The following is a 15,088-nucleotide window of genomic DNA, read 5'->3' as shown; positions in this document are numbered from 1 at the left end:
CAACCCGTCAAAGCCTGATGACCATAGCGAGTCGGTCCCACCCCTTCCCATCCCGAACAGGACCGTGAAACGACTCCACGCCGATGATAGTGCGGATTGCCCGTGTGAAAGTAGGTAATTGTCAGGCTCCCCAGCAGCATCAGAAACCCCACCCCACAAAAGGTGGGGTTTCTGCGTTTACGCGGTGGTAAAACGCGGCGGTAAAACAGCCAGACCACCTTACAGCCTCACTGCCTGTCGATCCGCAGTGCGTTCGCATAACCGGTCAGCTCCAGATAAGCCCGCCCGAGATCGGCGCCATCGCGGCTCACGCGCACCGCGCCCTCCCAGTACACCGCGCCAGTAGACTGTCGCGAGTCCAGTTCCTGGTCGTCCATCAGCGGATCCACGAGCACGCCAGCGCGACGTGCCGTCCGAACTTCATCGATCCGTCGTATCGTTCTCCGCCAGAAAGCGCTGCGCCAGTCGTACCCAGTACGTGGAGCCGATAGGAAGCAATTCGTCGTTGAAGTCGTAGCTGGCGTTGTGCAGCATGCACGGGCCCGCACCGTGGCCCGCATCGCGGTGGCCGCCGTCGCCGTTGCCAAGAAACGCGTAACACCCTGGCTTCGCCAGCAACATGAAGGAAAAGTCCTCGGCACCCATCGTGGGTTCCACGGAATCGTCTACGTTCTCTGCGCCGACGATCTCCTTCATAACTGCCGCCGCGAATCGCGCTTCGTCACCGCTGTTGATCGTGGGCGGGTAGTTCCGGTGAAAGTGCACTTCAGCCGAGCAATCGTAGGCCTCCGCCGTGTTTTCAACGATTTTGCGCATGCGCGCTTCGATCAAGTCGAGCGTTTCTGTCGTGAACGTGCGCACTGTGCCCGCGAGCCAGGCATCGTTGGGAACGACGTTGACCGCGTCGCCGGCGTGGATCTGGGTGATTGAGAGCACGGCCGTATCAAGCGGCTTTTTGTTTCGCGTGATGATGCTCTGCAATCCGTTAGCGATCTGTACGGCGGTAAAGACCGGGTCACGGCCATTGTGCGGTAGCGCTGCGTGCGAGCCGACGCCTTTGATCTCGATACGAAACTCATTGCTGGAGGCCATAATCGGACCTTCAGTCACGCCAAATTTGCCAGCAGGCATGCCCGGCCAGTTGTGAATGCCGAACACGGCGTCGACCGGAAATTTCTCGAATAATCCATCGTCGATCATCGCTTGCGCACCCGCGCCGCCTTCTTCGGCAGGCTGGAAAATGAATACGATGGTGCCGTCGAACTCACCGTGTTTCGCAAGATGTCGCGCCGCGCCGAGCAGCATTGCTGTGTGGCCGTCGTGGCCGCACGCGTGCATTTTCCCGTCGTTTTTTGATTTGTGTTCGAACCTGTTCAGTTCCTGGATTGGCAGCGCATCCATGTCGGCGCGCAGACCGACAGAACGTGTACTGTTTCCGCGTTTGAGGATGCCAACTACTCCTGTCTTTCCCAATCCACGATGAGTTTCTATGCCCCATGACTCAAGCGTCTTGGCGACGAGATCAGCTGTCGCAGTCTCTTCGTAACGCAGTTCAGGGTGAGCATGGATCGTTCGTCGAAGACTCTGAATTTCTCCGTGAGCAGCTTGAATTTCGGGGATCAGTTTCATAATAGAGTGCCGATGCGCTTTAGCTTTTGACTTGCAAGGAATCGCTCGGGCAAGTTGCGCCCGGACGCAGTGCTAATGATTCTACGCCGAAGCCTTTTTGGCGGCAGCATGCAGGCAAGCGCCGACGGACGTAATAAAATCCGGCGTTACGCCACACTTCCCGTCCCCTGAATGGTTACCCCATGAACGCTCCGACTGAATTCGCTCGCGCAGTTTGCCCACACGACTGCCCCGACACCTGCGCGATGCGTGTAACAGTCGAGGCTGGTCGGGCGATTAAAGTGGTCGGCGACCCGGACCATCCGCCAACCCAAGGCGCGTTGTGTACCAAAGTTAGTCGGTATGCAGAGAGAGTTCACCATCCGCATCGTCTGACAACGCCGATGAAGCGCATTGGCCGCAAAGGCGAGGGGCATTTCGAACCCATCAGCTGGAGCGAGGCGTTTGAACTGGGCGCGAAGCATCTGTCAGAAATAGCGCAGCGCGCGCCCGAGGCGATCCTGCCATACAGCTACGCCGGCACCATGGGCCTGGTCCAAGGCGACAGCATCGCTCAACGTTTCTTTCATAAGCTCGGCGCATCGCAGCTGGATCGGACGATCTGCGCAGCGGCCGGTGCCGCGGGCTTGAAATATACGTACGGCGCGGGCATCGGCATGCTCACGGAGTTTTTCGACGAAAGCGAGGTCATCCTGATCTGGGGCTCGAATCCGATTGCGTCGAACCTGCACTGGTGGACACGTGCGCAGCAGGCCAAGCGCCAAGGCGCCCGGCTCATTGCGATCGACCCGTATCGCTCGCTGACCGCCGAGAAGTGCCATCAACACATTGCGCTGAAACCCGGGACCGACGGCGCACTCGCCCTCGGCATGATGAACGTGCTGATCTCCGAAGATCTGCTCGATCACGCTTACATCGCGGCGCACACACTGGGCTTCGATGAGCTGAAAGCGCGGGCGCTCGGGTATTCGCCGTCACGCGTCGCCGAGATTTGCGGCATTGACGAGCAGGTTGTCGTCGACCTGGCGCGACTTTACGGCAGCACGAAAAAGGCTGCGATTCGCCTGAACTATGGTCTGCAAAGAGTGCGCGGCGGCGGCAATGCCGTGCGCGCCATTGCGTGCCTGCCGTCGCTGACCGGCGCGTGGCGCGAGCGGGCCGGCGGTGCCTTGTTGTCGTCGTCCGGGTGGGCGCCGGTCGACACGCATGCATTGCAGCGTCCCGACCTGATGCCCGGCTGGCCGGCCAGGCCCAGCCGCGTAATCAATATGAACGCAATCGGCGACGCGTTGCTGCATCCGAGCGACGCGACATTCGGCCCGAAAATCGAGGCGATCGTCGTCTATAACTCGAATCCTGTTGCCGTTGCACCTGATTCTGAACGCGTCGCTGCAGGGTTCGCGCGCGAGGACCTCTTCACGATCGTGCTCGAGCACTTCCAGACCGACACCGCCGACTATGCGGATTTGCTCCTGCCGGCCACCACGCAACTGGAGCACCTCGACGTGCACAAGTCGTACGGCCACACGCACGTCATGGTGAACTTGCCGGCAATTCCTCCTGTAGGCGACGCACGTCCCAATACTGAAATCTTTCGCGGCCTCGCCCGTCAGATGGGGCTGGATGAGCCGTCGCTGTTCGAAAGCGACGAAACCGTTGCGCGCAGCGCCTTGCGTTGGCAAGACAAGACGCTCAAAGGCGTCGATTGGGAATCGCTCAAACGGGTCGGTTGGGCAAAGCTGAACCTTCCCGATGCGCCTTTTGCCGAAGGCGGCTTTCGCACGCCCTCGGGCAAGTGCGAGTTCTACAGTGAACGGCTCGCGCAGCAGGGGCTCGATCCGCTTCCGGATTACGTGCCGCCGTATGAATCCGCGGAGTCGGCGCCCGAACTCGCCGCTCGCTACCCGCTTGCGATGATCTCGCCGCCCGCGCGCAACTTCCTGAACAGCACCTTCGTCAACGTTGAAAGCCTGCGGTCTACCGAAGGTGAGCCGCATCTCGACATTCACCCGGCAGACGCGGGATCGCGGGATATCGTCGACGGTGACCAGGTGCGTATCTTCAACGACCGCGGCTCAATGCAGGCGCGCGCCCGTGTCACCGACCGGACGCGTCAAGGCCTCGTGGTCGGCCTGTCGATCTGGTGGAAGAAACTGGCGCCCGATGGCCGCAACGCAAATCAGGTCACGAGCCAGGCGCTGACCGATCTCGGTGGATCCGCAACCTTCTACGACTGTCTGGTCCAGGTCGAACGCGTCTGACGATCTTCTTCCACACACTCAAGCCTCGCCGCCGAAGCCTCAGAAGGTTCGAGGCAGCAGTCTAACCACGCCGTCACTCGCCATTACCGCAGGGGTGCCCATGCTACGATGCGTTTTTAGCACGACCATTCGAAAATAAAGAAGGAGACGCTGCATGGATAAAATCTGGCTGAAATCTTACCCGCCCGGCGTTCCCGCAGAGATCGACCCAACCCGCTATTCGTCCGTTGCGGAACTGCTCGAAGAGGCGTTTCGCGAGCACCGCGACAAGCCCGCGTTCGTCTGCATGGGAAAAAAGATCAGCTACGGCGAGCTGGACGCGCTTTCGCGCAAGCTGGCCGCCTGGTTTCAGTCGAAGGGTCTTGCGCGCGGCGCTCGCGTCGCGATCATGATGCCGAACGTGCTCCAGTATCCGGTGGCGATCGCAGCCATCTTGCGCGCGGGTTACGTGGTCGTGAACGTTAATCCGCTTTACACGCCGCGTGAGCTCGAGCATCAGTTGAAGGATAGCGGCGCGGAAGCAATCGTCCTGCTTGAAAACTTCGCGGTGACTTTGCAGGCAGTTGTGCGTAATACCGCGGTGAAGCATATCGTGGTCGCGGCAATGGGCGATCTGATGGGCGTGAAAGGCGCGGTTGTGAACTTCGTCGTGCGTCAGGTGAAGAAAATGGTGCCGGCCTGGAGTTTGCCGGGCCACGTCAAATTCAACACTGCAATTGCGGAAGGCGAGCGGCAGACTTTCAAACCCGTTCAGCAGGGCCCGGACGACGTCGCGTTCCTGCAGTACACCGGCGGCACCACAGGCGTGGCCAAGGGCGCGACACTGCTGCATCGGAATCTGATTGCCAACGTGCTGCAATCGGAAATCTGGCTCAACCCGGCTCGCACGGATCGTACGGACATCGAGCAGTTCATCACCGTTGTGGCGCTGCCGCTTTATCACGTCTTCGCGCTGACAGTGTGTGGGCTGCTGACCATTCGAACGGGCGGTTTGGGCGTTTTGATCCCGAACCCACGTGATATCCCCGGGATGATCAAAGCCTTGCAAGGCTATGCGATCACGACGATCCCAGCGGTCAACACGCTGTACAACGCGCTGTTGAACAACCCGGACTTCCACAAGCTCGACTTTTCGAAACTGATCGCAGCCAACGGTGGTGGAATGGCAGTTCAGGAAGCCGTCGCCAAACGGTGGTTCGAAAACACGCATACGCCGATTATCGAGGGCTATGGCTTGTCGGAGACGTCGCCGTGTGTGACTTGCAACCCGGTGACGGTAACGGAATATAGCGGCACGATCGGTTTGCCGCTGCCGTCGACCGAAGTCTCGATTCGGGACGACGAGGGCAACGAGGTCCCACTTGGTCAGCCCGGCGAAATTTGCATTCGCGGCCCGCAGGTCATGGCCGGCTATTGGAACCGGCCAGACGAAACAGCCAAGGTCATGACGTCGGACGGCTTCTTCAGATCGGGCGATGTTGGCTTCATGAACGAGCAGGGCTTTGTGAAGATCGTCGACCGCAAGAAGGACATGATTCTGGTTTCGGGCTTCAACGTTTATCCGAACGAGATCGAGGACGTAGTGGCCAGGCTGCCCGGCGTATTCGAGGTGGCCGCGGTCGGCGTGCCCGACCAGCATTCAGGTGAGGCCGTTAAGCTGTTCGTCGTCAGGAAAGATGACGCGCTCACCGACGCGGATATCTTCGCCTACTGCAAGCAGCAGCTGACTGGCTACAAGCGGCCGAAGATCGTCGAATTCCGCACCGAGCTACCGAAGAGCAATGTCGGCAAGATCTTGCGTCGCGAGCTCCGCGATGGGCGTGCATGAACGTAAGGCACTATGGGCTCTCAATGAGTTCCGGAAGCAAGACCAGAAAGCCCGGCAGACGAACAGTCTGCCGGGCTTTTTGTTTGTGCTGTCGCAAACGCAAAGCCGGCAAGCATCGCGGCTCGCCGGACCCATAAAAAAAGGCGCCCGAAGGCGCCTTTGAGGCAAAACTGCGTATTTACGACTTATTAGAACTTGTGGCGGATACCGACGCGAGCTGCGAGCTGGTTCTGGTTCGACGAGCCCGACAGGCCGTTGATGCCAGCCTTGGCCGAAGTCACAGCGCCCGTAGCCGTCAGCGTGTCGCCCAAAGCGTGTTGATACACGCCGATCACGTAGACGTCGGTACGCTTGGACAGGAAGTAGTCCACGCCCAGCGAGCCTTGGTGGTACTGAGCACGCGATGCACCAGCGATGTCCGCGCCGCGCGTGTAGTCGTATGCCGCGCCGACCAGCAACGCCGGGGTCAACTGATACTTGAAGTTGATTTCCGCGTTGTTGAACGTAGCCGATTGACCCTTGAACGGCGATGCAAACGAAGCGCCCAGGTTTGCGAAGCGGATGTTCGAGTACGTCAGGCCGACCGTTGCTGCGCCGAACGTGTACGCGCCGCCTGCGCCGATGACCTGGTACGTGTTAGCCGACGAGAAGCCAGCGTAGACCGGCGACGTCACTGCAAAGTTTGCTGCAGCCGTCGGCGTTGCCGGCGTGTTCGTGGCGATCGTGCCGCCGTTGTTGAACAGGCCGCCCGAAGCTGCCGGCGTACGTGCGTTCAAGTAACCGACGCCCAAGACCAGCGGACCGTTGTTGTAGCCAGCGCCCAACGACCAGATCTGGTTCGACGTAACGTTGCCAGCAACACCGCCGAAGCTGTACGTGCCGCCGAACTTCAGGCCGCCGTAATCCGCGCTGGTGTACTTGACCGTGTTGTTCGTACGGTATGCGTTGTTGAAGTTGTCGATGTCGCCCGGGTGAGCAGCGATGTAGCCGCCCCACTGGTCGCCGGCTTCCAGCGGACCAACGTAGTCGACGACGGAGTCGTACTGACGACCCAGCGTGACCGTGCCGAACTGGCTCGACAGACCGACGTATGCTTGACGACCGAACATCAGGCCGCCTTGACCCAGCTTGCCGTTGTTCACGTCAAAGCCGTTTTCCAACACGAACAGCGCCTTCAGACCGCCGCCCAGATCTTCCGTGCCGCGCAGGCCGAAACGCGAGCCTTGCATAACACCGCTGGACAGGTTGTACAGGTGCTTGCCACCCGAGTTGGTGTTGATGTTGAAGCCTTCGTCAATGATACCGTACAGGGTCACGCTGCTCTGAGCATGTGCGACGCCTGCGAATGCGCCCAGTGCTGCGAGAGCGAGAAGCGACTTTTTCATCGAATGATCTCCAAGGAATACGAATCTTTTGTACAAGGCGAATATTTATGTAGCGTTGAGGCCTTGCTTGTCCAACTTCGCGAGAAGTTGCACGTAATGTAACAAAACGGCTACATGGCACAAAGAAAAAGGAGGGCGTCTGGAAGGCTCCTGTTTCGTTTACGCAACATGATCTAAAATTGAAATTTTGATGTCTCCGAAGGCCAAATCCGGCCTCGCCGGAGACTGCGTTTTCCTCCGCAAAGGCTTGCTGCACGGGCAGCGCAGAGTGGGGAGCCGGATGTGAAATCAGGGAGTGCCGAATGTTTCTGGACGAGTTGATTACTGAATTTGATCGGGGTTTACGCTCAATGACTGGCGTCTCGCGCATGAGTCGTCCGTTGCCGGTTCCGCAAGAATCGGCTGCACACGCTGAGGTGCCCGAACTGTCGCCGGCCGAGCGCGCCCACTCCGCAGGTCTCATGCGCGTGAACCACGTGGGCGAAGTCTGCGCACAGGCGCTCTACCAGGCGCAGAAGCTCGCGACGAGGTCGCCATCGCTGCGGACCGTGTTCGATCGGGCCGCAGTCGAAGAAGAAGATCACCTCGCGTGGACGGCCAAGCGTCTCGATGCACTGGACTCGCGCCCGAGTCTGCTGAATCCGGTCTGGTATGCAGGCGCCCTCGCTATCGGCCTTGCAGCCGGACGGCTAGGCGACCGCGTCAGTCTCGGCTTCATGGCGGAGACGGAGCGTCAGGTCGAACAGCATCTGGATAGCCACATGGACCGTTTGCCTGCCGCCGACCGTGAGTCGCGCGCCATTGTCGACCAGATGCGGGCCGATGAGGCCGAGCACGGCAAGGCCGCCATGGACGCTGGCGGCATCGAGCTGCCATTCCCGGCGCGCGCGTTGATGCGTGCAATGTCCAAAGTGATGACCCGTACCGCCTACTACATATAAGAGACAGCAGACGCCGGTTTTCTCCCCGCAACCGCCTCAAACTGCCGTAAGTGGGACGACGCTCAAGGCGTCGTCCGTGCTCGATCCCCGAATCCCCGCCTCACACCTTCCAGCCGCCTGCCGCGATCGCTTACAGTCCGCGCCTTTCCCTCGTACTTTTCACGTATCACCTTCAGAAGCCGCAGTAGCTCTTTCATTTATAACGATTTTCCGTTTTATGTCTGACATGAACGAGTCGCGCTAAGTCCTTGTTCTAACAAACAAATTTCGCTGAAAAACCGTCTGTCTCCCTTGACCCCCGTTTAGCGTTCCTCTAAAGTGGGAGACAGTGTGAGAAAGTGTATTTTTGTGTGATCTGACACGCGGTTTCGGGTAGATTTTTACGAATCGGGCAGCCGGCGCAAAAGCGCCGGTCAAGAGGGAGAGCTAAGTGTTCCAAGGGGCGTCGGCGCTGACTCTCGATGCGAAAGGACGGATGTCAATTCCGTCCCGCTATCGGGATGCGCTGCAAACACAGGCAGAGGGCCGGGTGACGATCACCAAGCACCCGGACGGCTGCCTGTTGCTCTTTCCGCGCCCGGAATGGGAAATCTTCCGCGACAAAGTCGACAAGCTGCCCATGAACGCCGCCTGGTGGAAGCGCATTTTTCTCGGCAACGCAATGGACGTGGACATGGACGGCGCGGGCCGCGTGCTCGTGTCGCCGGAATTGCGCGCGGCCGGCACGCTGGAAAAAGAAGTGACGCTGCTCGGCATGGGCCGCCACTTCGAGTTGTGGGACGCACAGATTTACGCCGCGAAGGAACAGGCGGCGATCGCCGAGGGCATGCCCGAAGCGTTAAAGAATTTCACGTTCTGATCGCGGCATACATATATGGCATCTGCGATGAGAAACGAATTGCAGCATCGCACGGTGCTGCTGGAAGAAGCGGTCAACGCGCTGGTCACCCGCGCGGACGGCGTTTATGTGGACGGCACGTTTGGGCGTGGCGGTCACAGCCGGCTGGTGCTGGAAAAGCTGAGCGAGTCGGGGCGCCTGATCGCTTTCGACAAAGACCCGCTCGCGATCGCCACGGCGCAGCAAATCGCCGATCCGCGCTTTGGCATCGTGCATGAGAGTTTTGCTTCACTGCGCACCGCGATTGCGGAGCGCGGGATTGACCGGGTGTCGGGCGTTTTGCTGGATCTGGGCGTGTCGTCGCCGCAAGTCGACGACCCGGAGCGGGGTTTCAGTTTCCGCGCCGACGGCCCGCTCGACATGCGGATGGACCCGACGCGCGGCGAATCTGCCGCTGAATGGCTGGCGCGGGCCACGGTGCAGGAACTGACGGAGGTGATACGAGATTATGGGGAAGAACGGTTTGCTTTTCAGATTGCAAAGGCGCTTGTTGCTCGCCGGGCAGAGTCCGACCGTCTTGGGCCTCTCGTCAGCACGGGCGAGCTTGCCCAAATCGTGGCTAACGTCGTCAAAACCCGTGAGAAGGGCAAGGATCCGGCAACCCGCACCTTTCAGGCTATACGGATTCACATCAATCAAGAGCTTGCGGAGCTGCAAGTCGTTTTAGAAGCAGCGTTAGCGCTGTTGGAGCAAGGGGGGCGGCTGGTGGTCATCAGCTTTCATTCGCTCGAGGACCGGATCGTCAAGCGATTCATGCAGGCGCACGCAAGTACGCCTACGGTGGATCGTCGCCTGCCGATTCGCGCCGTCGACCTGCCGAGTCCCCCGCTCAAAATCATCGGCCGTGTGTTTGCAAGCGACGCTGAAGTCGCCGCCAACCCGCGCGCCCGTTCTGCCGTGATGCGCGTGGCGGAGCGAATCGCACCATGAATCGTCTCAACATTTTCCTGCTGATGATCGTGATGGGCTGTGCCTTGTCTGTCGTCAACGCAACCAATCAGCAGCGCCAGATCTTCATCCAGTTGCAGCGCGCGCAATCTCAGGAGCGTCAGCTGCAACAGGACTATTCGCAACTTCAATATCAGCAGAGCGCGCTGTCGAAAACGTCGCGCATCGAGCAGATCGCCACCGCGTCGCTAAAAATGCAATCGGTCACGACCGGCCGCACGCAATATCTGACGCTCGATCCGGGCTCGGCGAAGGCTGAAGACGCGCCGATTCCGACGTCCGGTCCGGCGTCCGCGCCTGCAACGAGCCGCAGCGGAGGCGTGCGATGAAAAAATCGTCGGCTCGCAAGAGCGTCGCCTTCTCGGCGAACCCGATCCTGTCGGTGCGCTTGCCTATGTGGCGCTCCAAGCTCGTCGTGTTCCTGCTTTTCATGGCGTTCGTCGCGCTGACCGCGCGCGCCTTCTGGATTCAGGGCCCCGGCAACGCGTTCTATCTGAAGCAGGGCGAAATCCGTTATCAGCGCCGGCTAGAACTGCCCGCCACGCGCGGCAAGATTCTCGACCGCAACGGTCTCGTGCTGGCCACGAGCCTGCCGGTGCGCGCGATCTGGGCAATTCCGGAATCGGTGCCGGACGATCTCGGCGCGGAAAAGCTGGGCGCGCTCGGCAAACTGCTCGGCATGACCGATAAGGAATTGCGCAGGAAGCTCTCGGAAGACAAGAACTTCGTGTACGTCAAACGTCAGGTGCCGGTCGACATCGCCGAAAAGGTGAAGGCGCTGGACATCCCCGGCATTTACGCGCGCGACGAGTACAAGCGTTTCTATCCGGAAGGCGAGATCACCGCTCACCTGATCGGCTTCACCAACGTCGAAGACGAAGGCCAGGAAGGCGTCGAACTCGGCGATCAGAAGCTGCTGGCGGGCATGTCGGGCAGCCGCCGCGTGATCAAGGACCGCATGGGCCACATCATCGAGGACGTGGATGAGCAGGTCGTGCCGCACAACGGCCAGGACGTGGATCTGTCGATCGACAGCAAGATCCAGTACATCGCGTACACGAATCTGAAAGCGGCCGTCGAAAAATTCAAGGCGAAGGCCGGCGCGGCAATGGTGATCGACGTGCGGACCGGCGAAGTGCTGGCGCTCGTCAATTACCCGACCTACAACCCGAACGACCGGTCGCACATGACCGGCGACCAGTTGCGCAATCGCATCCTGACCGATACGTTCGAGCCGGGCTCGATCATGAAACCGTTCACGGTGTCGCTCGCGCTAGATCTGCACCGCGTCTCGCCGACTACACTGGTTGATACAGGCGGCGGCCGCTTCGTGCTTGACGGTGCGCCGATTACCGACGACAGCGCGTTCGGTGTCCTGACCGTCGGCGGCGTGATCCAGAAGTCGAGCAACATCGGCGCGACGAAGATTGCGATGCAGCTCAAGCCCGAAGAGATGTGGAATATGTACACGAGCATCGGTCTCGGTCAGGCGCCGAAGGTCGGTTTCCCCGGCGCGGCGGCGGGACGTCTGCGTCCGTGGAAAAGCTGGCGCCGTATCGAGCAGGCGACCATGTCGTACGGCTATGGCCTGTCGGTGTCGCTGTTCCAGTTGGGGCGCGCATATTCGGCCATCGCACACGACGGTCAGATCATGCCGGTGTCGATTTTCCGCACGCCTGGCGACCAGCCGGCAACGGGTCCGCAGATCTTCTCGCCGACCACCGCCCGCGAAGTGCGCGCGATGCTCGAAACGGTCGTCTCGCCGGGCGGCACGTCGCCGGATGCGGCGGTGCCGGGTTATCGCGTCGGCGGCAAGAGCGGTACGGCGTATAAGCATGGTCCGCATGGTTACGACCACTCGAAATATCGCGCGTCGTTCGTCGGCATGGCGCCCATGCCGAACCCGCGTATCGTCGTCGCGGTATCGGTCGACGAGCCGACCGCGGGTAGCCACTTCGGTGGTCAGGTGTCCGGCCCCGTGTTCTCGGGCATCGTCGGCGATACGTTGCGTTCGCTGAACGTGCCGCCGCAAATGCCGGTCAAGCAGATGGTGGTATCGGACGATTCCGCGTCTGCCGCGCCGTCTGCAACGCCCGCGCCGTCCGCTGCGAAAAAGATCTCGACCAGCGCCGGCGCAAAGAAGATGACGATTTCCGCGAACGCGAAGAGCCATCCGGGAGTCGTTCGATGAGCGCGCTGCGCAACAATCATCCGGCGCATCGGGAGATCGCCGAAGCGCTGGGCTGGCTGCGCGCACGCGTGCAGCCGGGCGCGCATCTGCATGCCGACACGCGTTCGCTCGCCGCCGGCGACGCATTCTTCGCCTACGCAGTGGATGGCGCGGACAACCGTCCGTTCATCGACAGTGCAATTGAACGCGGTGCTGCCGCCGTGCTCGTTCAGGCCGAAGGATTCAACGGCGCGATCGATGCATCTACGACGCTTGCGGTGCCGGCGTTGAACGACCTCGCCGGTTCAATCGCGAGTGCCTGGTACAACGATCCGAGCGACAGCATGCTGACGCTCGGCGTGACGGGCACGAACGGCAAGACTTCGTGCAGTCAGTGGATTTCGGCGGCGCTCACCGCGCTCGGCACGCGTTGCGCGATCATCGGCACGCTTGGCACCGGTTTGCCGGGACAACTGGTGCACACCGGCTTCACGACACCCGACGCGCCGCAATTGCAGCGCAGTCTTGCGCAATTGCGCGACGCCGGCGCGCGCGCAGTGGCGATGGAAGTGTCGTCACATGCGCTGCATCAAGGGCGCGTGAACGGCACGGCGTTCGACATCGCCGTGTTCACGAATCTCACGCAAGACCACCTCGACTATCACCGCACTTTCGAAGCGTATGAAGCGGCGAAGGCGCGTCTTTTCGCGTGGCCTGAACTGCGTGCGGCGGTGATTAATCACGACGACGCGGCCGGCCGCCGTCTGCTTGTCAGCACTCGAGGTCACGCGCGCACCATCGCTTACGGCCTTGACTCCGCGCAGAACGACGCTTCGCAAAGTGCAGGGCAAAGCACGCCGCAAGCCGACGCGTGGTTGCTCGCGTCGAACGTGCGCGCCACCGCAACCGGCACCGCGTTCCATCTGAACACGTCCGACTGGGGCAAGGCCGACGTCGAAGTACAAACGCTCGGCGCGTTCAACGTGAGCAATCTGCTCGGCGTGCTCGGCGCATTGCTTGCCGCCGACGTGCCGTTCGACGCCGCGCTTGCCCAACTGGCGAAGCTCGAATCGGTGAACGGCCGCATGGAACGCCTCGGCGGCCGCTTGCAGAACGACGAGCCGCTCGTCGTGATCGACTACGCGCACACGCCAGACGCGCTTGAAAAAACGCTGGAAGCGCTGCGCCCGATGGCCACCGCGCGCGGCGGCGAACTGATTTGCATGTTCGGCTGCGGCGGCGACCGCGACGCGACCAAGCGTCCGCTGATGGGCGCAATCGCAGAGAAGATCGCGGACGGCGTCGTGGTTACGAGCGACAACCCGCGCAGCGAAGATCCGCAATCGATCATCGAGCAGATCGCAGCGGGGATGAAAGACGCGTCGAAAGCGCGCCGCATTGAAGACCGCGCGAGCGCGATCCTTCAGGCGATCCGCAGCGCCGCGCGGGAAGACGTCATCGTGCTGGCTGGAAAAGGGCACGAAGCCACACAGGAAATCATGGGCAAGAAGCGCGCTTTCTCCGATCAGGACCACGCCCGTCTCGCGCTCGCCGCGCGGGCGACGCAGGCACGCGGAGGTGGCGAATGAGCGGGCAAGGAAATGCAATGTTCTCGCTGCGTGAAGCCGCGGCGCTGGTTCCCGGCGCGACCGTGATCGGCGACGACAGCGTCACCTTCGAGCGCGTGTCGACCGATAGCCGCAGCGCGGGTCCGGGCGATCTCTTCGTCGCGATCAAGGGCGAGCGTTTCGACGCGCACGACTTTCTCAGCGACGTTGCAGCGCGCAACGTGACGGCGGCGCTCGTTTCGCGCACGCCGCGAGACTGGAGCGTGCCGGCGCTGCGCGTGACCGATACGCGGATTGGATTGGGCGCGCTGGCTCGCGGCTGGCGTCGCAAGTTCGGCATGCCGCTCGTCGCCGTGACGGGCAGCAATGGCAAGACCACGGTCAAAGAAATGATCGCGTCGATCTTCGCCGCCGCCGTCGGAGCGGATGCGCGGCTCGCGACCGCCGGCAACTTCAACAACGATATTGGCCTGCCGCTCACGCTGTTCCGTCTGAATGCGGCGCATCGGTTGGCCGTGGTCGAACTCGGCATGAATCATGCCGGCGAAACGTCGTTGCTCGCGAAGATCGCCGAGCCGACGGTTGCGGTCGTGAACAACGCGCAGCGCGAGCATCAGGAGTTCATGGCGACCGTCGAAGCGGTCGCGCTCGAGCATGCGAGCGTGATTCATGCGCTGAATCCGGATGGCGTCGCCGTGTTCCCGGCGGACGACGCTTTCGCCAGCATCTGGCGCGTGGCCGCCACCGGCAACCGGATCGTCGACTTCGCGCTGAACAGCGACGAACGCACGACCGAAGCCGCCGTCACCGGCAGGTTCGACGGCAAGCTGCTCAGCGTCGACACACCGCAAGGCCATGTCGAAATCACGCTGCAAGTGCTCGGCAATCACAACGCGCACAACGCATTGGCCGCGACATCGGCCGCTCTCGCCGCGGGCGTTTCGCTCGATGCGATCAAGCGCGGCCTCGAATCGTTCGGCGCGGTGAAAGGCCGCTTGCAGGTCAAGCATGCCGCGCTCGGCACGCTAGCCGGTGCAACGGTGATCGACGACACGTACAACGCGAATCCCGACTCGATGCGCGCCGCGATCGACGTCCTCGCGTCGCACGCTTCGCCGCGCGTGCTCGTGATGGGCGACATGGGCGAAGTCGGCGACAACGGTCCCGAGTTCCACCGCGAAATCGGCGCATACGCGAAGGAACGCGGTATCGACGCGCTGTACGCCATGGGCGACGCCTCGCGCGACGCCTGCACCGCGTATGGCGTCGGCGCGCATCACGTGGCCGACGTCGGCACGCTGGTCGCGCAATTGCAGCAGGCCGGCTTCGGCGCCGCTGCAACGCTTCTCGTGAAAGGCTCGCGCTTCATGCAGATGGAGCGCGTGGTGGACGCCGTTACGAGTCCACAACCCAACGCAGCGGGCAGTACGCCCGCCGCACACTGAAATAGAAGGACCGAA

General features: G+C 61.5%; 11 protein-coding genes, 1 rRNA gene and 1 pseudogene. 10 read left to right on the top strand and 3 right to left on the bottom strand.

Annotated elements, in window-relative coordinates:
- The first annotated feature begins 13 nt into the window (after positions 1–13).
- Positions 14–127 (top strand): 5S ribosomal RNA (gene rrf, locus ACTJLB_RS09320).
- A gap of 100 nt (positions 128–227) precedes the next feature.
- Here the strand turns inward: rrf and ACTJLB_RS09315 are convergent.
- A pseudogene (locus ACTJLB_RS09315) lies at positions 228–404 on the bottom strand (lipocalin family protein); the annotation flags it as partial.
- 16 nt (positions 405–420) lie between these two features.
- On the bottom strand, positions 421–1,629 hold the full coding sequence (locus tag ACTJLB_RS09310) for a M20 aminoacylase family protein (protein WP_440783095.1): 1,209 nt from the start codon (positions 1,627–1,629) through the stop codon (positions 421–423).
- A 182-nt stretch (positions 1,630–1,811) separates the two neighbouring features.
- On the opposite strand from ACTJLB_RS09310, the gene ACTJLB_RS09305 reads away from it, so the two are divergent.
- Together ACTJLB_RS09305 and ACTJLB_RS09300 are read left to right on the top strand one after the other, a co-directional pair.
- Positions 1,812–3,890 (top strand): molybdopterin-containing oxidoreductase family protein, encoded by a 2,079-nt coding sequence (locus tag ACTJLB_RS09305; RefSeq protein ID WP_440783094.1) that lies wholly within the window; start codon positions 1,812–1,814, stop codon positions 3,888–3,890.
- A gap of 154 nt (positions 3,891–4,044) precedes the next feature.
- Entirely contained in the window at positions 4,045–5,718 is a 1,674-nt protein-coding gene (locus tag ACTJLB_RS09300) for a long-chain fatty acid--CoA ligase (RefSeq protein WP_440783093.1), read from the top strand.
- Positions 5,719–5,906: 188 nt separating this feature from the next.
- On the opposite strand, the gene ACTJLB_RS09295 is transcribed toward ACTJLB_RS09300, so the two are convergent.
- The gene (locus tag ACTJLB_RS09295; RefSeq protein ID WP_131320410.1) at positions 5,907–7,103 is read right to left on the bottom strand and encodes a porin; all 1,197 of its coding nucleotides are present in this window, start codon (positions 7,101–7,103) and stop codon (positions 5,907–5,909) included.
- Between the two features lie 302 nt (positions 7,104–7,405).
- Here ACTJLB_RS09295 and coq7 point away from each other — a divergent pair, with 302 nt between their 5' ends.
- From coq7 to ACTJLB_RS09260, 7 genes are all read left to right on the top strand, one after another.
- Entirely contained in the window at positions 7,406–8,044 is a 639-nt protein-coding gene (gene coq7, locus ACTJLB_RS09290; RefSeq protein ID WP_408174622.1) for a 2-polyprenyl-3-methyl-6-methoxy-1,4-benzoquinone monooxygenase, read from the top strand.
- A gap of 430 nt (positions 8,045–8,474) precedes the next feature.
- Complete coding sequence (mraZ, locus tag ACTJLB_RS09285) at positions 8,475–8,903, top strand: division/cell wall cluster transcriptional repressor MraZ (protein WP_027802334.1); 429 nt, start codon at positions 8,475–8,477, stop codon at positions 8,901–8,903.
- A 15-nt stretch (positions 8,904–8,918) separates the two neighbouring features.
- Positions 8,919–9,872: a 16S rRNA (cytosine(1402)-N(4))-methyltransferase RsmH gene (rsmH, locus tag ACTJLB_RS09280; RefSeq protein ID WP_408415819.1), complete on the top strand. Its 954-nt coding sequence runs from the start codon at positions 8,919–8,921 to the stop codon at positions 9,870–9,872.
- On the top strand, positions 9,869–10,219 hold the full coding sequence (ftsL, locus tag ACTJLB_RS09275) for a cell division protein FtsL (RefSeq protein WP_020071213.1): 351 nt from the start codon (positions 9,869–9,871) through the stop codon (positions 10,217–10,219). Before rsmH ends, ftsL begins: the two co-directional genes overlap by 4 nt.
- Positions 10,216–12,081 (top strand): peptidoglycan D,D-transpeptidase FtsI family protein, encoded by a 1,866-nt coding sequence (locus tag ACTJLB_RS09270; protein WP_088175768.1) that lies wholly within the window; start codon positions 10,216–10,218, stop codon positions 12,079–12,081. Before ftsL ends, ACTJLB_RS09270 begins: the two co-directional genes overlap by 4 nt.
- Positions 12,078–13,649, top strand: coding sequence for a UDP-N-acetylmuramoyl-L-alanyl-D-glutamate--2,6-diaminopimelate ligase (locus ACTJLB_RS09265; RefSeq protein ID WP_440783092.1), 1,572 nt, complete (start codon positions 12,078–12,080; stop codon positions 13,647–13,649). Before ACTJLB_RS09270 ends, ACTJLB_RS09265 begins: the two co-directional genes overlap by 4 nt.
- Positions 13,646–15,073 carry a UDP-N-acetylmuramoyl-tripeptide--D-alanyl-D-alanine ligase gene (locus ACTJLB_RS09260; protein WP_440783091.1) on the top strand — a complete coding sequence of 476 codons (1,428 nt, stop codon included), beginning with the start codon at positions 13,646–13,648 and terminating at the stop codon, positions 15,071–15,073. Before ACTJLB_RS09265 ends, ACTJLB_RS09260 begins: the two co-directional genes overlap by 4 nt.
- The last annotated feature ends 15 nt before the right edge of the window (positions 15,074–15,088 follow it).

The organism is Paraburkholderia sp. 22098, from assembly GCF_052045935.1.
GTDB lineage: Bacteria > Pseudomonadota > Gammaproteobacteria > Burkholderiales > Burkholderiaceae > Paraburkholderia > Paraburkholderia caledonica.
This window is presented reverse-complemented; position numbering and strand designations above follow the sequence as displayed.